A 22977-nucleotide genomic window follows, 5' to 3' on the forward strand; every position below is an offset into this window, starting at 1 on the left:
CATGCAGAGTATGCAGTATGAGCATCATGCTCCTGACATTACTCTTTATGAGAAAGCTTCTCAGCCTGAACGCTACCATCAGCATCTTTCTTAGCATCGGCATTATCGTCGTTCATTGCTTTCTTGAAGCCCTTGATTGCCGTTCCCAGGTCTCCACCCAGTGTACGTAACTTCTTGGTACCAAACAGCAGAACAACCAGTGCGGCAACCACCAGCAGTTTGGTAATACTAATCTCACCCATAGATACCTTCTTCACTTAAACCAGGCTGCATAAAGCGCCATATTAACCTGAGAATATTAACGGCCTTTCGACGCGCGCACACAATAGCAATCTGTAACAAGGTGAATCAAGCCTTGTTTAAAAAAACGTCATAATAATTGCGGTGGCGCAAAACGTCGGTTACTTAACACCGGAAGTTGTGCTCTGACCTGCCTTACCCGCTCTGCAGAAACCTCGGCCATAATTAGCGCAGGCGTTTCCGCCGCAGCAGCAATGGTCACACCAAAAGGGTCGATGACCCGGCTTTGGCCGATATTCTTATTACCACACTCTCCCGCCGCAATCAGGTAACACGTTGCATCTAACGCTCTTGCAGCCAAAAGCGTAGACCAGTGATGCTCTTTAAGCGATCCCCGTACCCAGGCTGCGGGTAATACGAGAATTTCCGCTCCCTGCAATGCTTGCGCCAGCGCCAACTCAGGGAAGCGCAGATCATAACAGGTCATTAACCCTACTTTTAACCCGCCTACGTCCAGCAGCGGCGCTATGACGTCCCCTGCATCCACATTTCGTGACTCCTGAATCGAAAAGGCGTCGTAGAGATGTAATTTAGCGTAATGGGCAACAACCTGACCTGCCCGTAGCGCCACCAGCATGTTAAACGCCCGTCCAGGCACAGAGGGAACATGAATCGTCAGGATTGTCGTCATCTCGTTTTGCGCGCTTTCTCGCAACAAGCGCGTCAAAAATCCACCTTCCAGCAATTGAGCTGATTTCACTGACAGGTCTGGGTCCAGATCGTCACGGGCCAGAAGCGCTTCCGGTAATACCAGTAACGATGCCCCCTCTCCCGCAGCCTGAGACATCAGTAAAACGCAGGTTTCTGCATTTTTTTCCCATGAAGGTCCCACGGCAAATTGCCCTGCTGCAACGAACATATTCCCTCCAGAAAACGTTGTTAGGCTCGCCAACCACGATTATTCAGCGTTACACTCATCCTATATACAATCAAATAGCAGGATTACGCAGTGTTACAACTCCTTTTAGCGGTTTTTATCGGTGGTGGTACAGGTAGTGTAGCAAGATGGATGTTGAGCATGAGGTTTAACCCGCTACACCAGGCCATTCCATTCGGTACGCTGGCAGCAAACTTACTTGGCGCATTTATCATTGGTATGGGTCTGGCATGGTTTAATCGCATGACAAACATTGATCCAATGTGGAAGGTACTGATTACAACTGGCTTTTGCGGGGGACTAACAACATTTTCCACTTTCTCGGCTGAGGTGGTGTTTTTGCTACAGGAAGGACGCTTTGGTTGGGCTATGTTGAATGTGCTGGCGAATCTGCTGGGATCATTTGCGATGACCGCCCTGGCATTCTGGCTGGTTTCGGCCTCTCCCGCACACTGAGGCGAAAAAAAACCCGCAATTAAGCGGGTTTTGAATGCTTGCTGTCGTATGCTTACAGAGCGATTACGTTTGCAGCAGAAGGGCCTTTGGCACCGTTAGTGATTTCGAACTCTACACGCTGACCTTCAGCCAGAGTTTTAAAACCATTGGTCTGGATTGCAGAGAAGTGTACGAACACGTCTTTGCTGCCATCTTCCGGAGTAATGAAACCGAATCCTTTGGACTCATTAAACCACTTAACGTTACCTTTAATCTTAGACATCAAAATTACCTTTACATGAAAAATAGACACAAATGCTGTGTCGGGTATCAGTACAACAATTGTGGTGCACTTTGTCCAGTCGAACTTTATCAAAAAGTGATAAATGTCGCGTTATTTTTCAGTTAACGTTGGTATCACACTGTTTTAAAAAGACTTTTTAATAATCCACCTAACAATACAGGTAGTCTATCAAAACTGGAAACGCATCCACGCAAAGTAGACGTTACCGTTGTTGTACGTTCCCGGAATGTAGGTCATCTGGAACGTTGCCGGACCATACCCTATCGATGCCAGCGGTAACAGCACGGGTACCGGAATGTAGTTCCAGTTATCACGCGCGGTAAAACCGGCGGTAAAACCGAGACCTGTATGGAAATTTTCATCGGCCAGCGGTCGCCAGGTTTTTTCCCAGCCATAACCACCAATGGGTTCCCATTTATTGTAGGAATCCTTAAAGGCCATTATATAAAGTCCGTGCCAGTTACCTTTATCATCCCAACGGGATTGACCAAATCCTGCCCCCCACGGGCGTTCATTGTAGCGATCCGTTTTTTCTTTATCGTAGGCAAAGCGTGCATGCCAGGTAATAGCCGGTATATACAAATCATAATGTTCCGGCTGCTGCCAGGTTTCACTGACGTTGTCTTTAAAAGTAGCGAACCAGCCTTTATCTTCAGCTGCGCCCTGGGGAATGAAAGCTAACTGAATAAAAAGAAATGAAAAAATGAGAAAATATCGTTTAGCGACAATCACAACTTAATTACCATCCTGGGATTTATTATTAATTGTAGCAAACCTAACCTTAATGTTAGCTTAACAAAAATGCGCAGCTAAAAAATCAGAATATTCCTCAGCATGAAATTTTTAAGATAATTAGCCCTTAATTTATTGAGCCATTTCATAGGAACTATTTTCTCTTTATTGCCAATAAATTGTTCTTTACTCCGAGAAAAGTTAAATAACATTACAATAAATTAACAATTAAGAATCAATATCACCACAAAACACACACACCGGCGCTGCACTTCACAGTTTTTTATTGTGAGATTCTTTTTTTAACCACGATGCTGAAAAAACGGCTAAGCCATCGCTTGAATCCGTATTTTTATTGATTTTAATCAGCAAGAGTTATCGGTTTATTAGGCACATTCTGTCACCACTTTTTACTTTTTTTAGTTTTTTTACTTTCTGGGCAGCAATGCGACAGGGGAAACGATGTTGACATTTATTGAACTCCTTATTGGGGTTGTGGTTATTGTAGGTGTAGCGCGCTACATCATTAAAGGTTATTCCGCGACAGGCGTACTGTTTGTTGGCGGTCTGGTTTTGTTGATTATCAGTGCGCTGATGGGGCATAAAGTGTTGCCATCCAGCGCGGCATCGACGGGCTATACGGCAACAGACATTGTTGAATATATTAAAATTTTGCTGATGAGCCGTGGTGGCGATCTCGGCATGATGATCATGATGCTGTGTGGTTTTGCCGCCTATATGACCCATATTGGCGCGAACGATATGGTCGTTAAGCTAGCCTCCAAGCCCCTGCAATACATCAACTCTCCTTACCTGCTAATGATTGCCGCCTATTTTGTCGCCTGCCTGATGTCACTGGCGGTTTCTTCAGCAACCGGTCTGGGCGTATTGCTGATGGCAACACTGTTCCCGGTCATGGTTAACGTTGGAATCAGCCGTGGCGCTGCAGCGGCTATTTGTGCCTCCCCTGCTGCAATTATTCTTTCACCAACATCCGGTGATGTGGTGCTGGCGGCAAAAGCTGCGGAAATGCCGCTGATCGATTTCGCCTTTAAAACCACGCTGCCAATTTCCATTGCCGCCATCATTGCTATGGCGATTGCCCACTTTTTCTGGCAGCGTTATCTGGATAAAAAAGAGAACATTTCTCATGAAATGTTAGATGTGGCTGAAATCACCACGACTGCCCCGTCATTTTACGCCATTCTGCCGTTTACCCCGATCGTTGGCGTCCTGATTTTTGATGGTAAATGGGGCCCGCAGCTGCACATCATTACGATTCTGGTTCTGTGCATGCTCATCGCGGCTATTCTGGAGTTCGTACGTGGGTTCAACACCCAAAAGGTTTTCTCTGGTCTGGAAGTCGCTTACCGTGGCATGGCGGATGCCTTTGCTAACGTGGTGATGTTGTTAGTCGCTGCGGGTGTTTTTGCCCAGGGTCTGAGCACAATCGGCTTTATTCAGAGTCTGATTTCTATCGCCACCTCGTTTGGTTCAGCGAGCATTATCTTGATGATGGTGCTGGTGATCCTGACTATGTTGGCGGCAATGACTACGGGTTCCGGTAACGCCCCGTTCTACGCCTTCGTTGAGATGATCCCTAAGCTGGCGCATTCTTCCGGCATTAACCCGGCTTACCTTGTTATCCCGATGCTGCAGGCGTCAAACCTTGGGCGCACCATCTCCCCGGTCTCCGGCGTGGTTGTCGCTGTAGCAGGTATGGCAAAGATTTCTCCGTTCGAAGTGGTGAAACGTACTTCGGTTCCGGTTCTGGTTGGACTGCTGGTGGTGATTATCGCAACTGAAGTGATGGTACCAGGTTCTTCTTCAGCCGTCGTTGGCGGCTGATACTCAGTGAAATTTAGGCCGGATTAGGCATCTACGCCGCATCCGGCATTTAAACCGCACCATTGCCGGATGTCGATGCTAAAGCATCTTATCCGGCCTACGTCAGAAATCAGCATTTAGCCGCCATGATAAATACGCTGCGGCCTACCCACCTTACCGTGAATAATCTCCGCAATAATCAAATGACGGCTGGCACAGTACTCCAGGTAGCGTCTGGAAGTCGTTCGGCTGATGGTAAGCGCCTGGGCGATCGTTTCCGCAGTATGGTGTACCGTCGGGTCGGCGAATAATTTCAACACTGCATTCAGTGTTAACGCATCAATCCCAGTCGGTAAATCCCCTTTCGGTTCGCCCCGCGCGTAGGCATTAAACATTTCATCAATCTGCTTTTGGCTGGCGCTGTCATTCCCCGCCAACATGCGTCGACGTTGTTGATAACGCGTCAGGGTCTGCCCCAGCCGCTCGTAGGCAATGGGTTTGACCAGGTAATCAAACGCACCGCTGCGCACGGCCTCGGAGACCGTTTCCATATCGCTGGCCGCCGTGGTAAACACTACGCCGCCCGGATAGCGCGCCTGGGTCAGCTCATGCAGCAACGTAATTCCCTTGCCGTCCGGCAAGTAGTTATCGAGCAGTATCAGACCGGGCTTAAAACGCTCAATCATCATCCTCGCCTGCTCAAGATTACCCGCCAGCCATATCTGGCTGAAACCGGGTATATGGCGGATATATTCAGCATGCATTTCCGCCAGTAGCGTTTCATCCTCAACGATCAACAGCGTTAATGGTTCCGTCATTATTTTTTTTCACTTTCGGAAGAAATAAAGAAAATAAGGTACCGCAAGGGGAGTTATCTTCGAGCGTAATCACTCCGTCACAGCGCCTCACATAACTTGCAATCAGATACAAACCGATGCCATGTTCACCTGGTTCATCGGTACGGGTGCTCACACCCTGTTCAAATATTTTCTCACGCAATGCTTCCGGCACACCGCATCCCTGATCGGCAACTTCGATGATCACGTCATCCCCTTCATCGCTCAAATAGAGCTCTACGACCTTGTTGCCTTGCTGGGTGCGTAAGCTCGCTTCAAATGCATTATCAAGCAGATTGCCAACAATTGCTGCAAACTCTGTGCTATCCAGCCCCTCGGGGAGTTGATGCAGCTGGCTCCCCGGAACGATAGTCATGGTGAGGCCCAGTTCCCGCGCGCGCTGCACCTTGCCAAACAACAGACCGGCGACCTGACGATCGGCAAACGCGCCACGCAGGCTGTCAATCAGTTGCTGTTGCGCCTGGGATTCTCCCTGCACCATGGCCAGAACCTTGTCATACTCTTTCATTTGCAGCAGGCCATTGATGGTCGACATCCAGTTCAGGTGCTCATGACGCAGCGTTCTCAGGCTCTCTACATACTGTTTGATCTGCGTTAATTGCGCATTAAGGGTAGCAATTTCATCTTTACTACGAAAACTGATGATTGCCCCAAGCAGTTCGTCACCGGAGCGAATCGCTTCACGGTTGGCGATAACGCTCAGGCCATTAAAGTTTACCATCGCATCCTGTCGTTTTTCCGCAATCTGTTGGGTGAAAAAGTCCGCTGGCTGAACCACCTCACTCACCGGTTTTCCAAGCCACTTTCGCCCAGGTGAAGACAGCCCCAGCATTTTCCTCGCACTGCGGTTTATTGCGGTGATATAACCATCAGGATCCACGGCAATCAATCCTTCATATACCGAGCTGAACAACGCTTCCTGCTGACGTACCACCCGCGCAATTTGTTTCGGTTCCATACCCAACATCTGCCGACGAATATGGGCAGCGAAAAACCAGGAGAGCAGCATAAGTACCAACAACAGCAAGATAAACACACCGGCCATCGGGAGTAAGAAATCCGATCGCCAGCTATCGATTTTGCTGATCAGATAACCAATTGAGACTACGCCAATGATTTTGCCATCGTCATCAAAGATGGGTGTTTTAGCGCGCATTGCCATCCCGATGGACCCTTTACCGGTAATAAAGTAGCTTTCCCCTTTTTCCAGCGCACCGGGTTTGGTGAACTGCATCGGGTAGCCAATCTTTTCCGGGTTCGGATGATATAGACGAATGGAGTTGGTATCCCCGATAACCACATAGTCGAAGTCAGTTCCGCTCTGCAGTTTGTCGGCAATCGTCGCCAAACGCTTGTAATCACGATGTTTAACTGCCGTGATGATACTGTCGTTAGAGGCGATGATTTTGGCCTGGTTCATTGCCATATCGCGGACATGCGTGGCCAGATAATCTTCAAAGCTGGCGGTAAAGTATTGTGCCAGGGCGGCGATGATAAAAACAGAAACGACCAAAATAAGCAGAAAGATGCGTAAAGGAAACGCCAGGCTGCGGAAAAAAGGAAACCGTGTTTTATTTTTCTGCTCAGCCATATATCTTCCTCATCCACGTTGCCCGAAACTTATTTCTCATTGTAGTTGTAATAGAAATGTTTTATTTACACGTTACGGTATAAAACAAGATCGTTGCAGATTCCCCACTTTAAATCAATTAAACAAATTAAAACCACACGCTATTTCGAGGTTAAATTAATTAAAAAACTTAAAACCATAAAACACATTAAAACCTTCTAACTTATTGTGAAATAAATCAAAAATTACCTCCGAAATACCCCTTACGATGTATGCAGCAGGGAAAAAAAGAAATACTCCGTAATAAAAAATCATTCCCTTCAATTGCAAACGAAACGTTATCAGGTTGCTAAGTAGAGCAACAAAAACAGAAACCCAGTAACAAATATAGCATCGGGGCTCTATTCACTATGTTCGGTAATAATATATTCACGCAAGTTAAACGCTCAGAAAATAAAAAGATGGCGGCTATCACGCAATTTCTGAAAGAGAATGATTTGAGCGTTGACACCACCGTCGAAGTATTTATCACCGTCACCCGTGACGACCGCCTGATTGCCTGCGGCGGTATCGCTGGGAATATTATTAAATGTGTCGCCATCTGCGAATCCGTACGGGGCGAAGGCTTAGCGCTGACGCTGGCGACCGAGTTAATCAACCTCGCCTATGAGCGCCACTGTACGCACCTCTTCATCTATACCAAAACCGAGTACGAATCGCTGTTTAAACAGTGTGGCTTTTCTACGCTGACCAGCGTTCCCGGCATTATGGTGCTGATGGAAAACAGCACCACGCGTCTGAAACGTTACGCTGAATCTCTGGCAAAACAGCGTCGTGAAGGGAAAAAAATTGGTTGCATCGTCATGAACGCCAACCCCTTCACCAACGGACATCGTTTTCTGATCCAACAGGCGGCCGCACAATGTGACTGGCTGCATCTGTTTTTGGTCAAAGAGGATACCTCACGGTTTCCGTATGAAGACCGGTTGGATCTGGTGCTTAAAGGGACAAAAGATATTCCACGTTTAACCGTGCATCGCGGTTCGGAATACATCATTTCCCGCGCCACGTTCCCGTGCTACTTCATCAAAGAGCAGAGCGTTATTAACCACTGCTACACCGAAATAGACCTGAAAATCTTCCGCCAGTACCTGGCACCGGCTCTCGGCGTTACACATCGTTTCGTCGGTACCGAGCCGTATTGCTCCGTCACCTCCCAGTACAACAACGATATGCGCTACTGGCTGGAGACCCCAACGCTTCCCGCCCCACCGATTGAACTGGTGGAAATTGAGCGGCTGTGCTTCCAGGAGATGCCGATTTCCGCCTCCTGGGTGCGCAAGCTGCTGGTTAAAAAAGATCTCACGGCTATCGCATCCCTGGTCCCTGACGCCACGCTGCACTATCTGCAAAGCATGGTTGAACGAGCCTCATCAGGTGCGGCAGTCCGCCAAAATACCCCCGCATTAGCAACAGGTGAAAAATGAAAATAAACCAGGCAGCCGTCGCAGGCACACTCGAGTCCGGTGATGTGATGATTCGCATCGCCCCACTCGATTCGCAGGATATTGACCTGCAGGTTAACAGTAGCGTCGAAAAACAGTTCGGTGATGCCATCCGGACCACCATCCTGGACGTTCTGTCCCGCTACAACGTACGCGGCGTGCAATTAAATGTTGATGATAAAGGCGCACTGGACTGCATTTTACGTGCGCGACTGGAAGCACTACTGGCCCGCGCTGGCGGTATTCCGGCACTGCCATGGGAGGATTGCCAGTGATTTCCGCATCTTTGCAACAACGTAAAACCCGTACTCGCCGCAGCATGTTGTTCGTACCGGGTGCCAATGCCGCCATGGTCAGCAACTCGTTCATCTACCCGGCAGATGCACTGATGTTCGACCTGGAAGACTCCGTCGCGTTGCGTGAAAAAGATACTGCTCGCCGCATGGTGTACCACGCGCTGCAGCATCCGCTGTATCACGACGTTGAAACCATCGTGCGTGTAAACGCCCTCGACTCCGAATGGGGCATCAACGACCTTGAAGCCGTGGTACGCGGCGGTGCTGACATCGTACGTTTACCGAAGACCGATACCGCGCAGGATGTCATCGACATCGAAAGTGAAATTCTGCGCATCGAGAACGCCTGTGGCCGTGAACCCGGCAGCACCGGCCTGTTAGCCGCCATTGAGTCGCCGTTAGGCATTACCCGTGCGGTAGAAATTGCCCACGCTTCCGAGCGCCTGATCGGTATTGCTCTGGGTGCTGAAGATTATGTGCGTAACCTGCGCACTGAACGCTCGCCGGAGGGTACTGAACTGCTGTTTGCCCGCTGCTCTATTTTGCAGGCTGCACGTTCTGCCGGTATTCAGGCGTTCGACACCGTGTATTCCGATGCCAACAACGAAGCAGGTTTCCTGCACGAAGCCGCACACATCAAGCAGTTGGGTTTTGACGGCAAGTCGCTCATCAACCCGCGCCAGATCGAACTCCTGCATAACCTGTACGCCCCGACGCGCAAAGAGCTGGCTCACGCCCGTTTGGTCGTAGAAGCCGCTGAAGCCGCTGCCCGCGAAGGTCGTGGAGTGGTTTCCCTGAACGGCAAAATGGTCGACAGCCCGGTTATCGAGCGCGCCCTTCTGGTTATCTCCCGTGCAGAACTTTCCGGCATTCGCGAAGAATAAGGCAAAAAAATGACGCAGAAAATCGAACAGTCTCAACGCCAGGATCGCGTGGCGACCTGGAGCCGTCATGCAGAAAGTGAGCTTTCCGCTTATCAGAGCACCGCAAAAGTAGAACTGCAGGCGCAAAAACCGCGCGACAAAAAGCTGTGCGCTAACCTGGAAGACGCCATTCGTCGTTCGGGTTTACAGGATGGCATGACCATCTCTTTCCACCACGCTTTTCGCGGTGGCGATCTGACCATTAATCTGGTGATGGATGCCATCGCCAGTATGGGCTTTAAAAATCTGACGCTGGCCTCCAGCTCTCTGAGCGATTGCCATGCTCCGCTGGTTGAGCACATCCGTCAGGGCGTGGTCAGCCGTATTTATACCTCCGGGTTGCGTGGCCCGCTGGCGGAAGAGATCTCCCGTGGCCTGCTGGCCGAACCGGTACAGATTCACTCCCACGGTGGACGTGTACACTTGGTACAAAGCGGCGAACTCAGCATTGATGTGGCGTTCCTCGGCGTACCGTCCTGCGACCAGTTTGGTAACGCCAACGGTTATACCGGTAAAGCATGCTGCGGTTCACTGGGCTATGCCCGCGTAGACGCCGAAAACGCGAAACAGGTTGTCCTGCTGACTGAACAACTGCTGACCTATCCACATAACCCGGCCAGCATTACACAGGATCAGGTAGATCTGATCGTGCAGATCGATCAGGTCGGCGATGCGGACAAAATCGGTGCTGATGCGACCCGCATGACCACTAACCCGCGTGAACTGTTAATCGCCCGTAGCGCGGCAGAGGTCATTGCTAACTCCGGCTACTTCAATGAAGGCTTCTCACTGCAGACAGGCACCGGCGGCGCTTCTCTGGCCGTGACGCGTTTCCTGGAAGACAAAATGCGCAGCCGCGATATCCGTGCTGACTTCGCGCTGGGCGGCATCACCGCCACCATCGTGGATCTGCATGAAAAAGGCCTGATTCGCAAACTGCTGGACGTACAGAGCTTCGACCGTAACGCGGCTGAGTCCTTGGCCCGCAACCCAAACCACATTGAAATCAGTGCAAACCAGTATGCCAACTGGGGTTCAAAAGGCGCATCCGTTGACCGTCTGGATGTGGTGGTACTGAGCGCATTAGAAGTAGACACCAACTTCAATGTGAACGTACTGACCGGTTCTGACGGCGTACTACGAGGCGCATCCGGCGGACACTGTGATACGGCTGTGGCCGCAGCGCTTTCCATCATCGTCGCACCGCTGGTTCGCGGACGCATCCCGACGCTGGTTGATAACGTGCTGACCTGCGTAACCCCTGGCTCCAGCGTTGACATTCTGGTCACTGACCACGGTATCGCCGTCAACCCTGCACGTCCGGAACTGGCAGAACGACTGAAAGAAGCCGGTATGAAAGTGGTGTCCATTGAATGGCTGCGCGAACGTGCACAGCAACTCACCGGTCAGCCACGCGCTATCGAATTCACTGACCGCGTGATTGCCGTTGTGCGTTATCGCGACGGTTCAGTGATTGACGTTGTGCATCAGGTGAAGGAATAAGCCATGCACCTGCTCCCTGAACTCGCCACCCAACACGCGGTTTCGATTCCCGAGCTGCTCGCCAGCCGCGATAAGAGACAAGCAAGGCAACAGGACTGGCTGACACGCCACTCTGCACCACTGGTCTCGTTCACCGTGGTTGCACCGGGTCCGATTAAAGACAGCGCATTAACCCGTCGCATCTTTAATCACGGCGTAACCGCCTTGCTCGCGCTGGCGGAACAATCAGCCTGGATTGTCAGGGAGCAAACAGCGCTGGTTTCTGCCAGCGGTCCAGAAGGTCTTTTGTCTATTGAGGCTCCGGCCCACGACCTCAAGCTCGCCACGATTGAACTTGAGCATTCACACCCGCTGGGACGGCTATGGGACATCGATGTCCTGACCCCTGAAGGGGAAATTCTGTCCCGGCGTCATTTCGCACTCCCTGCCCGCCGCTGTCTGCTGTGCGAGCAAAGTGCTGCCGACTGTGCGCGGGGTAAAACCCACGCACTTTCCGACTTACTCACTCAGATGGAGGCACTGCTGCATGATGCCGATTCCCGCAACATCAACCAATAATGCAGTCCTTCCTCTGGATCTGCCTGATGCTTACGCAACGCTCGCGTGGCGCGCCATGCTGACTGAAGTCAACCTGTCACCCAAACCCGGTCTGGTAGATCGTATTAACAACGGCGCGCATAAAGATATGGCGCTGGAAGATTTTCATCGCAGCGCCGAGGCTATTCAGGCCTGGCTGCCACGTTTTATTGAATATGGGGCGTTTAGCGCACAGCTGTCGCCTGAGGATGTATTGAAAGGACTGCGCCCGCTGGGCATGGCCTGCGAAGCTGATATGTTTCGCGCCACCGCTGGGGTGAATACCCACAAAGGCAGCATCTTTTCTCTGGGCCTGCTGTGCGCCGCCATTGGCCGTCTGCACCAGCTCCAACTAACTGTTACCGCTGAAACCATTTGCTCTACGGCAGCAACATTTTGCCGTGGTCTGACCGAGCGCGAACTGCGCCAGAACAATCAACAACTCACGGCAGGCCAACGTCTTTATCAGCAACTGGGATTAACCGGCGCACGGGGCGAAGCCGAAGCGGGATACCCGCTAGTCATCCAGCATGCCCTGCCGCACTACCGCGCACTGCTGACTCAGGGCCGCGACCCTGAACTGGCGTTACTCGACACTTTATTGCTGCTGATGTCTATCAACGGCGACACCAACGTGGCTTCACGTGGCGGCGCAGAAGGTCTGCGTTGGCTACAGCAGCAGGCCACCGCCCTGATGCAGCAAGGGGGGATTCGTACCCCTGCCGATCTCGAATACCTACACCAGTTCGACCAACAGTGCATTGAGCGCAACCTCAGTCCCGGAGGCTGCGCCGATCTGCTGATCGTCACCTGGTTCTTAGCTCAGATTTCACAAGTTCATCATTATCACAATTAAAGATCCTTTCCGGAGAATCACACACATGTCTTTAGCAAAAGATAAAATATGGAAGTTACTGGCCCCATTGGTCGTAATGGGCGTCATGTTTCTTATCCCCGTCCCTGATGGAATGCCTCCACAGGCCTGGCACTACTTTGCCGTGTTTGTGGCGATGATCGTCGGTATGATCCTGGAGCCAATTCCGGCAACAGCGATCAGCTTTATCGCCGTAACGATCTGCGTTATCGGCAGCAACTATCTGCTGTTTGATGCTTCAGAACTGGCCGACCCGGCATTTAAAGCGGGTAAGCAAGCGCTGAAATGGGGTCTGGCGGGCTTCTCCAGCACCACCGTGTGGTTGGTGTTTGGTGCGTTTATCTTCGCACTGGGTTATGAAGTCACCGGTCTGGGTCGTCGTATCGCGCTGTTCCTGGTGAAATTCATGGGTAAACGCACCCTGACGCTGGGCTATGCGATTGTTATCATCGACATTCTGCTGGCGCCGTTTACACCGTCTAACACCGCGCGTACCGGTGGTACCGTATTCCCGGTTATCAAAAACCTGCCACCGCTGTTTAAATCATTCCCGAACGATCCTTCCGCGCGCCGTATCGGCGGATATCTGATGTGGATGATGGTAATCAGTACCAGCCTGAGCTCCTCTATGTTCGTGACCGGTGCTGCGCCAAACGTACTGGGTCTGGAATTCGTCAACAAAATTGCCGGTATTCAAATCAGCTGGCTGCAATGGTTCCTCAGCTTCCTGCCGGTTGGTATTATTTTGCTGATCGTTGCTCCGTGGTTGTCATACGTTCTGTACAAACCAGAGGTCACTCACAGTGCTGAAGTTGCCGCATGGGCCGGTGATGAACTGAAAGGCATGGGTAAACTGACCCGTAAAGAGATAACGCTGATCGGTCTGGTTCTGCTCAGCCTGGGCCTGTGGGTCTTCGGTGGTAAACTGATTGATGCAACCGCAGTGGGTTTGCTGGCTGTCTCCCTGATGCTGGCGCTGCACGTGGTACCGTGGAAAGACATTACCCGCTATAACAGCGCATGGAACACACTGGTTAACCTCGCCACGCTGGTCGTTATGGCGAATGGTTTAACCCGTTCAGGCTTCATCGACTGGTTCGCCAACACCATGAGCACACACCTGGAAGGCTTCTCGCCTAACGCGACCGTAATCGTGCTGGTGCTGGTGTTCTACTTTGCTCACTACCTGTTTGCCAGCCTTTCTGCACACACTGCCACCATGCTGCCGGTTATTCTGGCTGTCGGTAAAGGTATCCCGGGCGTGCCGATGGAACATCTGTGTATCCTGCTGGTACTGTCCATCGGTATCATGGGCTGTCTGACTCCATATGCAACAGGCCCTGGCGTTATCATCTACGGCTGTGGTTATGTGAAGTCCAAAGACTACTGGCGTCTGGGTGCTATCTTCGGCGTTATCTACATCTCTATGCTTCTGCTGGTCGGCTGGCCGATTCTGGCAATGTGGAGCTAATCATTTCGGTTCACACCTGATGAAAATGATGCCAGTCAGCTAAACCTGACTGGCATTTTTTATGATTAAATAGATGATATTCAGAATTTATATAAGTATCCGAAATCATCATGACATCAACATGGCGTTATTCTTCATTACTGGCAGCGCTTCTGCTGCCAGTTTCTGCAGCTCAGGCCGATGAACTTCAGGCAAAACAATACACTGATTTTGACAGCTACGTGCTGGCCCTCTCCTGGCAAACCGGATTTTGTCAGAGCCAACACGAGCGTAATCGTCAGGAGCCTGACGAATGTCGTTTACAAAAAGAGAGCGCAGACAAAGCGGATTTCCTGACCGTTCACGGTTTATGGCCCAGCCTGCCTAAATCCATTGCCGCCCGTGGAGTCGACAACCGCCGCTGGATGCGTTTTGGCTGCGCGACTCGCCCTATTCCCAACCTGCCTGAAGCACGTGCCAGCCGTAAATGCGCGGCCCCCGAAACCGGGCTGTCGCTGGAAAGCGCAGCAAAACTCAGCGCCGTAATGCCCGGCGCTGGAGGGAGATCCTGTCTGGAACGTTACGAGTATGCCAAACATGGCGCGTGTTTCGGTTTTGATCCCGACGCGTACTTTGGCACGATGGTACGGCTGAATAATGAGGTTAAGAACAGCGAGGTGGGCAAATTCCTGGCGGAAAACTACGGCAAAACTGTCAGCCGTAACGCATTTGACGCCGCAGTAGCCAAAAGCTGGGGCAAAGAGAACGTCAAAGCTGTGAAGCTAAGCTGCCACGGCAATCCGGCGTATCTCACTGAGATCCAGTTATCCCTGAAAGCCGACAACATCAACCAGACGTTATCTGCACAGTCATTCTTACCGCAACCGCATCCAGGTAGCTGCGGTAAACAGTTTATTATCGACAAAGTGGGATATTGAAACTTGCGACCGACGCTGCAAGCTGGCGTCGGTCCGTAAGCTTAGCGTTTTGCTCGGGCGTCCGGGCGAACTAAATCAAAACGGTGTGTTTCACTGATCGAATAATATGCCGTTGGCCCACCTGCGCGCAGTACCGGCTTCGCTTTCGCCGTCTGATAGATGCCGTCCTCCAGGAGCGTTTCATCGATGTGGATGCCCACCACTTCCCCCAATACCAGCCAGGTATCAACCGGTGAGCCATCAGCGGTAGTCAGTTGCAGGCTTTGCGATAAGCGACACTCAAAATTGACCGGGCTTTGCGCCACGCGCGGCACGTTGACTATCCGGCTATCTGCCTTGCTAAGCCCGGCGGCAAAAAACTCGTCCTCACCGTGCGGCAAGCTGGCTGACGTTTCGTTCATCGCAGTGGCCAGCTCAAGAGTCGTCAGGTTCCAGACAAATTCACCGGTTTCAATAATATTCTGCACGCTGTCTTTCCAGCCGCTGCTGGCGAAACCGATAATCGGCGGATGATAGTTAAAACAGTTAAAGAAACTGTATGGTGCCAGATTGTGCCGACCATTGCCGTCACGTGACGCAATCCAGCCAATCGGGCGCGGTCCAATGATGGCATTTAGCGGGTCATGCGGTAAGCCGTGTCCCTGTGACGGTTGATAGAAATACATAGCGTTCCCTGTTGAAGTTAACGTCAGCGCAGCACAAATTATGCTTCGCTCATCCCCCTGGAAAAAGAAGATCAGCGTAGAACAATCTGCCAACGATTACGACTGAATAAAGTTGAGCAGGTCACCGTTGATCTGTTGTTTATGGGTGGTGCAAATGCCATGCGAGCCGCCGACATATACCTTCAACTGCGAATCAGGCAGTATTTCCGCCGCGACCTTTCCGCAGGTTTCAAACGGGACAATCTGATCGTCATCACCGTGGATCACCAGCGTCGGGATGGTCATCTTTTTGAGGTCCTCACGCAGATCTGTTTCCGAAAACGCGTGGATACAGTCGTACAACGCTTTGATGGAACCCTGTAAACCCTGTTCAACAAAACTTTCCCTGACGGCTTTCGACTCTTTTGCGCCAGGACGGTTGTAGCCATAGAATGCAGCGGTTAATTCATAGAAAAAGGCGGCGCGATCGTTCACAACCCCTTCACGGATGCCATCGAATACCTCTTTCGGCACGCCATTTGGATTAAAGTCGGTCTTGATCATAATGGGCGTCACCGCGCCAATTAACACCGCTTTTGCGACCCGCTGCGTTCCATGGCGGCCAATATACCGCGCCACTTCCCCGCCGCCGGTAGAGTGTCCGACATGGACGGCATCTTTAAGATTGAGATGCGCGGTAAGTTCAGCCAGATCGTCAGCATACTGATCCATATTGTGACCATCCCAGGGTTGGGCCGAACGCCCATGCCCACGCCTGTCATGGGCGATCACACGAAATCCTTTCGACCCGAGGAATAACATCTGATCCTCAAACGCATCTGCCGTCAGCGGCCAACCATGACTGAAGACAATGGGCTGTCCACTTCCCCAATCTTTAAAATGCAAATAGCTGCCGTCTTTCAAGGTAAGTTTGTCGTACTGGCTCATGAGATCTCCTGTCGCGGAACACTGAGTTGTTTGACGCGCCCGCAGCGAGCGCTTAAAAAGCATAATGCAAATTGGAGAACGATCACGTTTTTCGGCTAAAATCACACCATACGCGTAATGCTTGTCAGTTAAGCATTATAGGGAACATGTGATCCCGGCTCAGGGTTCCGTTCACCTCAGCGGTATCACTTCTCTGAAGCACTGATACCCGTGAACGAGCAAGGGAGGCTCACCGCCGCCTCCCTTGCAACCCAGGCTCCCGGCGGGAAAATCGTCGCTGCGCGATTCATTCGTCTTATGCCGTCTGCCTGTCGGGTCGGGGCCGAGCCAGCATCCCTGCAGGCCGTCCCCTCTGCCCGCATCCCTGCGGGCAGACCCGGTCAGCCGTCAACGCCTCATCGATTTTCAGCCGGACCGGTGTCATCGCTGCAACGCTCTGACTTCCAGTTCAATCTGTTTTGCTGTTTAAACAAAAAAACGCAGGTGGTCAGGTGTGGGCTGGTCCGGCTGAAAATTGCCGACGTGTTTCCGTAAGGCCGGGAGAGCCAGCATGGATGCTGGCTCAGGGCGCGCTTTGCAGGGACGCTTCCTCGCGCCCGGCCCGGTAGCCTGGAGGAATAAGCGGAGGGAACCACGAAGTGGCAATTTTCCCGCCGGGAGCCGGGATTGTTAAGGGTACGGCGATAGTACCCTTAACACGTTCACAGGTAGGATGGTTTCAGAGAAGTGAATAACATAAGGTGAACGTAGCAATGCGACGGAGGCAACAGATTTATTACCTTAGGTTCGTTAACTGACTGACATTACACCATACGCGACAATATTGATGATTTGCCTGAATGTGAACTAAATCACTTCAAACATGGGGTAAGTCTCAGTATCATCATAAAAGCTAAACCCTTGCCGCCTGACGGTGAGGGTTTTCTTTTGGGATTATTTACCTGCGCACCCGCAGTATCGACGACATGGAGTAATAAATGTCCAGACCAACTATCATCATTAACGACCTCGATGCGGAACGCATTGACCGCCTGTTGGAGCAACCTGCGTTTGCTGGTTTACCGATTGCCGACGCCCTTAACGCCGAGCTGGATCGTGCCCAAATGTGTTCTCCAGAAACCATGCCGCACGATGTCGTGACCATGAACAGCCGCGTGAAATTCCGCAATCTGAGTGATGGCGAAGTCCGTGTGCGTACCCTGGTGTATCCGGCCACTATGACTGACAGCAGCACACAGCTTTCGGTAATGGCACCTGTCGGCGCTGCACTTTTGGGGCTGCGCGTTGGTGATACCATTCACTGGGAACTGCCAGGCGGGACCTCAACGCACCTCGAAGTTATTGAGCTTGAGTACCAGCCTGAAGCTGCAGGCGACTACCTGCGCTAACTCTGTCTTATCAAAGCCACTCGCTTTATCTTACAGAGGATGCATCCGCATCCTCTTTCCGGTTAGATCTCCCTGCTCCTCGCTTTCTTTCCTGTTCGCAAAACATAAATCTGTGTCGTGACTGACAGAATCATTTTTAATACTATGCTGTTATGTGTTCATGTAATGACAAGGAGAATGTTTATGTACAACACAATCATAATGCCTGTTGATGTATTCGAAATGGAACTGAGCGACAAGGCTATTCGCCATGCAGAATTTCTGGCCCAGGATAAAGGGGTTATCCATCTGCTGCATGTGCTGCCAGGCTCAGCGAGCTTAAGCCTGCACCGCTTTGCGGCCGATGTCCGTCGTTTTGAAGAGCATCTGCAACACGAAGCGGAAACCCGTCTGCAAACGATGGTCGGTCACTTCAGCATCGATCCTTCCCGTATTAAGCAACACGTCCGCTTTGGCAGTGTCCGTGATGTGGTCAACGAGTTGGGTGAAGAGTTGAATGCAGATGTCGTTGTCATTGGGTCGCGTAACCCATCAATCAGCACCCATCTGCTCGGCTCAAACGCTTCCAGCGTTGTCCGCCACGCGACTTTGCCAGTGCTGGTTGTTCGTTAACAGCCACTGGTTCGCTAAAGAAAACCCCTGCCAGGTTAACGCCTGACAGGGGTTTTTATTACCTCACGATCAATACAAATGACCGATATTCACGATGGTGCTGATCGTATCGCCAAAGAACGTCAGACGACTCAGGAATATGCCAACAAACAGCAGGACAAAAAGCGCTTTTGCGCGACGCTCTCCCTGACGGCTTAGCACAAAGGCCACCGCCAGACACACCAGACTCGCCAGATAAAGCGGCGACGTCAGCCAGGCATGCGCCGTCATCTGCATGATGGTGCCGCCGCTTAGCCAGATAATGGGCGCGGCGATCATGACCGCCATACACACAACAATCCCCTGGCGCAATGCGGCAACGGCAGGTGCAAGTTTAAGCAGTGGAATCGCCGCACACCCCATCACCCACACCGTGATAAAGAACAACAGCATTGTCAGACCGTTGGCGATCGCCACCATTGCCGGGGCAGCATAGGTCATCCCCTGCACCGCCACCAGCGCAATACCGAGAACAGAGGCCAGAACAGCTGGCGCTTTGTGCCCTTTTGCCAAAAACGTCACCCCGACCGCCGCACCGTATAAGGTGGCGCCAAGAATTTCACGGCTCAGCCAGGCGTGCTGCAGGTTAATCAGGGCATCGTAGGCGCGATCCGGATGCGCAAGGTGCAGGATCGCTGCCACGGACGCCGCCGCCAGAACCAGCCCACTTACCAGCCAGTACAGGCGCTTGCTTTCCAGTTTTCCTTGCAGCGTGCGTAGCGTCAGAATGAGCGTGATCCCAACCGACATCTGGCTCAATACGGTAAAAATGACCAGCGGAAGTTCATACTTTTCCATTACTTACCCTCCGGCTGCTTCGGCTGACGCGCAAGGATAAAACGCGTGCCAGGATTAAGCTGCGGCATACGCGGGAATCCTGGCGGATACTGTACGGCATTGTCAGGTATAGGATCGGCATCCAGATCGATAAGCGTCAGCGCACCTACCGGACAGGCATTTACACACGCCGGTTGCATACCAACGTCAAGGCGCTCGTAGCACATGCTGCATTTTTCCGCCTTTTTCGTCTCTTCATTAAAGCGCGGCGCACCGTATGGGCAGTTGCGGATACAGTTTTTACATCCAATACAGCGCTCCGGGTTATGCACCACGACACCATCTTCACGCTTGGTGTAGGCCTCTACCGGACACGCCGCCAGACAGGCCGGGTTTTCGCAGTGGTTACAGGCCAGCGAATAGAACGCCCGCTCTTCATGCGGATAAATTTCTTTATCCAGCGGGTAGACATAGCGCCAGAAACGTTCAGGTTCCAACTGGTTAAAACTCTTACACGCCATTGCACAGCCACGGCAGCCGATGCATTTATCGCTATTAACTAAAAACGCGCGTCTCATGCCGCTGCTCCTTCATTTCCTGACAAAGTAATATCTACAAATTGACTGTGAATAGCTGCGCCTGGCGCGCCGGTCGCCATTTTCCCCATATCGGCTGGCGTATCTTTCACCACATTCTGTACGTTGTAACTAAGCTTATTAAACCAGGATTCATACATCACCAGGAAATCTTCCGGCACATTGGTGGTGATTTTGGCACGCAGCTCAACATGACCCGCCTCGTTGAAGACTTTGACATGAGCTCCCTCAGTGATCCCCTTTTTCTGTGCGGCAGACGGGTGGATGTAAACAAAGGGTTCTGGCCAGAAAACCTGCATCCAGTCCAGATTGACAAACTGCGAGTGCAGGCCGTACTGAAGATGAGGTGTGAACAGATGGAACGGTAACGCCCCCTGCGCACCCGCTTTGTATTCCGGCAATGCCGTATGACCATTTTCTGCACAGCGTTCTGATTTGAATTCGTACTTGCCCGATGGCGTTTTGAATTTACGATCGTACCAGGCTGCGGTACTGACCATTTTTGCTTTGCGCGGTCCTTCCAGCAGGTCATCCCAACCCGCAATGCCAAACTGTTTGCCCATCCCCTCGTTGAATTCCTGATCCAACCAGCGTTTGGCATCAAACTCCTGCGGGAAAGTACATGAACCAGCTTCCAGTTTATTGATGGTTTTGGACAGCAGCGCCGCTATTTCCGGATCGCTCTTGCACTCATACAGCGGTTTAATAGCCGGCTCATTGACGGACAACCAGTAGTGCCAATAGGACGAAGAGACATCCCATTGTTCAAAGGTTGTAGTGACAGGCAGCACGATATCCGCATGCTGGACGGTTTCGTTGAAGAACTGGTCGACACAAACCACCATTTCCAGTTTCTCAAACGCTTTAATCATCTTGTTGCGGTCAAAATCCTGAGCAAACGGATTTTTAGAGGCTACCCACAGCATTCTTACCGGCGGCTCACTGGCGTCGAGGATCCCTTGCGCCGTCTGGTTGATATTCAGCGCACGATCGGAATATTCGCTCTTCTCTCCGCTATCGCTGACAAACTCGCCTACCGGACCACCTGCACCTTTCATGCCGACAGAACCGGCAGGCGGCTTTTGCATCATTCCATGGTAGTTATAGCCCCATGTCTGCAAATGGCCGTAGCGAGCGCCACCGCCTTCAATGCCGATATTGCCGGTCATTGCCACAAAAGCATCGATCGCACGGACGTTCGCGCCGCCGTTGACATGGCGCTGCATACCGTAGCCAATCCACACGGTGGCAGGATTAACGGCGGTAAATTCTTCCGCCAATTGACGAATAACATCAGCGGAAAGACCACAGATCTCAGCGGCCCACTCAACGGTCACACTGTTGCGCAGATAGGCTTCGAATTCCGGGTATCCGTGGGAATAGTTATTGACGAAATCCTGATCAACCAGACCTTTATCCACCAGATGACGCGCCATACCCAGCGCCAGAGCGCCATCTGAGCCTGGACGGACACGCAAGTAGAGATCGGCTTTCGCGGCAGTCTGGGTTAACAGCGGATCGATAACGACCACTTTTGCGCCTTTTTCCCTTGCCTGATAAACATATTTCATGGTGTGCATTGAACACCAGGCAGGGTTAGCCCCCCAGATAATGATGTATTTGGCTTTCACCATATCTTCCGGGTCGTTACACCACATGTCGCCCATGTCGTAGTTTTGCGCGTCAATACCGGCTGGCCAGCAAGGTGTTCCGGCAAAACGCGTGGTGTAACCCAGCGAAGACATCATCCCTTCAACGGCATAACCCATCACGCCGAGGTTGCCTGAGTATTTTGACAGCGCCAGACCCAGCATTGAGCCGTCTTTCTTTTTGATTTCCAGCATCTTGGTCGCAATACGCTGCATGGCGTCTTCCCAAGATATACGACGCCAGTTCCCGCTGCCGCGAACATCCTGAACCATCGGATATTTAATGCGGTCCGGGCTGTATACCCGACGCGGGTAGCTCAGCCCCTTCACACACGGCGTGCCATGCGTAAACGTTGACTCAGGCGCACCCTCCACAAAGGTGATGACGTCATCCTTCACCCAGGTTTTCAGGCTACAAGTGTCATAGCAGTTACGCGGACAGGCGTTACGATAGATTTTGTAGGTTTTGGGGTTAAATGGAATGGGCGGTTGCGCCAATGCACAGCGTGAAGTCAGCAATCCCCCAGGCAGGGCTGCGACCGTGCCAAGGGCAATCAACCCTTTCAAAAATGAACGTCTGTTCAGAACTCCCGGTTCATTACTCATACTGATACTCTCGTTTTTAATTCATCAAGCCAAGAAGACAATCTTCCAGCTACGTTTTTCAACGTGGCGGTTTGTGCATTTATATTTATTTTTTCTATATACTCGGGCAACCACACCGCGACATACTCAGATGCATATCGAGTAAGGGTCACCTGGTATTCTGACGATGCTCTGGAATTAGCTGATAATAAAACCGCCAATTCCAATACACAGGAAATATGATCATCCGGAATATTATTCCCGACATTTATAGATAACCCTATATTTGCCATGAATTCCCGAATGCTAAGGGTTGATTTACCCATTACAAGGGCATCTTCTTCAAGATAAACCGAAGCAAACGGCGCGGCCTTTAGCTTCTGCGGTCCGACAAACAGCGCATTGAAGTCGTACTCCGCTTCCAGCCACTCCTGCTCTGTTAGCGCCGAGGCATTTGTATCTAAAGCTGAATAAGCCGCTTTCAGCGTGCAACTATCGTGAGAGATAAAAAAATCACGTAACAATAACCCTGTCGATTCAAAGATCGTCAGGGTTTCATATATTTCACCCATGAATTAACCAACCATTTATTCACACAACAAATGAAAAAATAATGCAGGTTAATATAATAAAGATAACGCCCTCTCTTTCTTTGATAAAAATAATGATCAGGCTAATTAAGTGAATTTTTTATACGGTTTATTGTTTCAAGAATTGACAATTTGAGTATATGGAAATAAAAAACCGCCAGCGGATGACTGGCGGTTTTGAC

At 51.3% G+C, this 22977-nt stretch carries 24 protein-coding genes; 12 read left to right on the forward strand and 12 right to left on the reverse strand.

Going from position 1 to position 22977, the window contains the following annotated elements:
• Positions 1 to 38: 38 nt before the first annotated feature.
• On the reverse strand, positions 39 to 242 hold the full coding sequence (gene tatE, locus OGV74_RS19005; protein ID WP_003022699.1) for a twin-arginine translocase subunit TatE: 204 nt from the start codon (positions 240 to 242) through the stop codon (positions 39 to 41).
• Positions 243 to 370: 128 nt separating this feature from the next.
• Complete coding sequence (locus OGV74_RS19010) at positions 371 to 1159, reverse strand: deaminated glutathione amidase (RefSeq protein ID WP_003022696.1); 789 nt, start codon at positions 1157 to 1159, stop codon at positions 371 to 373.
• A gap of 90 nt (positions 1160 to 1249) precedes the next feature.
• On the opposite strand from OGV74_RS19010, the gene crcB reads away from it, so the two are divergent.
• Complete coding sequence (gene crcB, locus OGV74_RS19015; protein ID WP_003022693.1) at positions 1250 to 1633, forward strand: fluoride efflux transporter CrcB; 384 nt, start codon at positions 1250 to 1252, stop codon at positions 1631 to 1633.
• Between the two features lie 52 nt (positions 1634 to 1685).
• Here crcB and cspE read toward each other — a convergent pair whose 3' ends face one another.
• Together cspE and pagP are read right to left on the reverse strand one after the other, a co-directional pair.
• Positions 1686 to 1895, reverse strand: coding sequence for a transcription antiterminator/RNA stability regulator CspE (gene cspE, locus OGV74_RS19020; protein ID WP_000034825.1), 210 nt, complete (start codon positions 1893 to 1895; stop codon positions 1686 to 1688).
• A 189-nt stretch (positions 1896 to 2084) separates the two neighbouring features.
• Positions 2085 to 2648 carry a lipid IV(A) palmitoyltransferase PagP gene (pagP, locus tag OGV74_RS19025; protein ID WP_003835590.1) on the reverse strand — a complete coding sequence of 188 codons (564 nt, stop codon included), beginning with the start codon at positions 2646 to 2648 and terminating at the stop codon, positions 2085 to 2087.
• Between the two features lie 462 nt (positions 2649 to 3110).
• On the opposite strand from pagP, the gene dcuC reads away from it, so the two are divergent.
• Positions 3111 to 4496, forward strand: coding sequence for an anaerobic C4-dicarboxylate transporter DcuC (gene dcuC, locus OGV74_RS19030; protein ID WP_003835592.1), 1386 nt, complete (start codon positions 3111 to 3113; stop codon positions 4494 to 4496).
• A 116-nt stretch (positions 4497 to 4612) separates the two neighbouring features.
• On the opposite strand, the gene dpiA is transcribed toward dcuC, so the two are convergent.
• On the reverse strand, positions 4613 to 5293 hold the full coding sequence (gene dpiA / locus OGV74_RS19035; protein ID WP_003022133.1) for a two-component response regulator DpiA: 681 nt from the start codon (positions 5291 to 5293) through the stop codon (positions 4613 to 4615).
• A complete protein-coding gene (gene dpiB, locus OGV74_RS19040; protein ID WP_003022131.1) occupies positions 5262 to 6923 on the reverse strand; it encodes a sensor histidine kinase DpiB in 1662 nt (553 codons plus the stop codon). Before dpiB ends, dpiA begins: the two co-directional genes overlap by 32 nt.
• Positions 6924 to 7312: 389 nt before the next feature.
• On the opposite strand from dpiB, the gene citC reads away from it, so the two are divergent.
• From citC to rna, 8 genes are all read left to right on the forward strand, one after another.
• Positions 7313 to 8389: a [citrate (pro-3S)-lyase] ligase gene (gene citC / locus OGV74_RS19045; protein WP_032948797.1), complete on the forward strand. Its 1077-nt coding sequence runs from the start codon at positions 7313 to 7315 to the stop codon at positions 8387 to 8389.
• Positions 8386 to 8682, forward strand: a complete 297-nt coding sequence (gene citD / locus OGV74_RS19050; protein ID WP_003022125.1) for a citrate lyase acyl carrier protein — start codon at positions 8386 to 8388, stop codon at positions 8680 to 8682. Before citC ends, citD begins: the two co-directional genes overlap by 4 nt.
• Positions 8679 to 9587, forward strand: coding sequence for an aldolase/citrate lyase family protein (locus tag OGV74_RS19055; protein ID WP_003022123.1), 909 nt, complete (start codon positions 8679 to 8681; stop codon positions 9585 to 9587). The genes citD and OGV74_RS19055 overlap by 4 nt, the downstream gene beginning before the upstream one ends.
• A 9-nt stretch (positions 9588 to 9596) precedes the next feature.
• A complete protein-coding gene (gene citF / locus OGV74_RS19060; protein ID WP_003022120.1) occupies positions 9597 to 11129 on the forward strand; it encodes a citrate lyase subunit alpha in 1533 nt (510 codons plus the stop codon).
• A gap of 3 nt (positions 11130 to 11132) precedes the next feature.
• Positions 11133 to 11687: a citrate lyase holo-[acyl-carrier protein] synthase gene (gene citX, locus OGV74_RS19065; RefSeq protein ID WP_003022118.1), complete on the forward strand. Its 555-nt coding sequence runs from the start codon at positions 11133 to 11135 to the stop codon at positions 11685 to 11687.
• Positions 11656 to 12561 carry a triphosphoribosyl-dephospho-CoA synthase CitG gene (gene citG, locus OGV74_RS19070; RefSeq protein WP_003835603.1) on the forward strand — a complete coding sequence of 302 codons (906 nt, stop codon included), beginning with the start codon at positions 11656 to 11658 and terminating at the stop codon, positions 12559 to 12561. Before citX ends, citG begins: the two co-directional genes overlap by 32 nt.
• 25 nt (positions 12562 to 12586) lie before the next feature.
• Positions 12587 to 14050 (forward strand): citrate/succinate antiporter CitT, encoded by a 1464-nt coding sequence (citT, locus tag OGV74_RS19075; protein WP_003022114.1) that lies wholly within the window; start codon positions 12587 to 12589, stop codon positions 14048 to 14050.
• A gap of 110 nt (positions 14051 to 14160) precedes the next feature.
• On the forward strand, positions 14161 to 14967 hold the full coding sequence (gene rna / locus OGV74_RS19080; protein ID WP_032948793.1) for a ribonuclease I: 807 nt from the start codon (positions 14161 to 14163) through the stop codon (positions 14965 to 14967).
• Between the two features lie 41 nt (positions 14968 to 15008).
• On the opposite strand, the gene OGV74_RS19085 is transcribed toward rna, so the two are convergent.
• Both OGV74_RS19085 and OGV74_RS19090 read right to left on the reverse strand, forming a co-directional pair.
• Positions 15009 to 15632, reverse strand: coding sequence for a flavin reductase family protein (locus OGV74_RS19085; protein WP_003022109.1), 624 nt, complete (start codon positions 15630 to 15632; stop codon positions 15009 to 15011).
• A 96-nt stretch (positions 15633 to 15728) separates the two neighbouring features.
• Positions 15729 to 16559: an alpha/beta fold hydrolase gene (locus OGV74_RS19090; RefSeq protein ID WP_003022107.1), complete on the reverse strand. Its 831-nt coding sequence runs from the start codon at positions 16557 to 16559 to the stop codon at positions 15729 to 15731.
• A gap of 977 nt (positions 16560 to 17536) precedes the next feature.
• On the opposite strand from OGV74_RS19090, the gene rnk reads away from it, so the two are divergent.
• Both rnk and uspG read left to right on the forward strand, forming a co-directional pair.
• Positions 17537 to 17947: a nucleoside diphosphate kinase regulator gene (gene rnk, locus OGV74_RS19095; RefSeq protein ID WP_003022104.1), complete on the forward strand. Its 411-nt coding sequence runs from the start codon at positions 17537 to 17539 to the stop codon at positions 17945 to 17947.
• A gap of 183 nt (positions 17948 to 18130) precedes the next feature.
• The gene (gene uspG, locus OGV74_RS19100) at positions 18131 to 18559 is read left to right on the forward strand and encodes a universal stress protein UspG (protein ID WP_003022101.1); all 429 of its coding nucleotides are present in this window, start codon (positions 18131 to 18133) and stop codon (positions 18557 to 18559) included.
• Positions 18560 to 18628: 69 nt separating this feature from the next.
• On the opposite strand, the gene OGV74_RS19105 is transcribed toward uspG, so the two are convergent.
• Genes OGV74_RS19105 through OGV74_RS19120 form a run of 4 tightly spaced genes read right to left on the reverse strand, consistent with a single transcriptional unit; the run spans position 18629 to position 22777 of the window.
• A complete protein-coding gene (locus OGV74_RS19105; protein ID WP_086503820.1) occupies positions 18629 to 19396 on the reverse strand; it encodes a dimethyl sulfoxide reductase anchor subunit family protein in 768 nt (255 codons plus the stop codon).
• The gene (locus OGV74_RS19110; RefSeq protein WP_003022094.1) at positions 19396 to 19953 is read right to left on the reverse strand and encodes a 4Fe-4S dicluster domain-containing protein; all 558 of its coding nucleotides are present in this window, start codon (positions 19951 to 19953) and stop codon (positions 19396 to 19398) included. The genes OGV74_RS19105 and OGV74_RS19110 overlap by 1 nt, the downstream gene beginning before the upstream one ends.
• On the reverse strand, positions 19950 to 22226 hold the full coding sequence (locus OGV74_RS19115; RefSeq protein WP_286521369.1) for a molybdopterin-dependent oxidoreductase: 2277 nt from the start codon (positions 22224 to 22226) through the stop codon (positions 19950 to 19952). The genes OGV74_RS19110 and OGV74_RS19115 overlap by 4 nt, the downstream gene beginning before the upstream one ends.
• On the reverse strand, positions 22223 to 22777 hold the full coding sequence (locus OGV74_RS19120) for a TorD/DmsD family molecular chaperone (RefSeq protein WP_286521371.1): 555 nt from the start codon (positions 22775 to 22777) through the stop codon (positions 22223 to 22225). Before OGV74_RS19120 ends, OGV74_RS19115 begins: the two co-directional genes overlap by 4 nt.
• Between the last annotated feature and the right edge of the window lie 200 nt (positions 22778 to 22977).

Source organism: Citrobacter sp. Cf116 (assembly GCF_030336505.1).
GTDB classification, from domain to species: Bacteria; Pseudomonadota; Gammaproteobacteria; order Enterobacterales; family Enterobacteriaceae; genus Citrobacter; species Citrobacter freundii.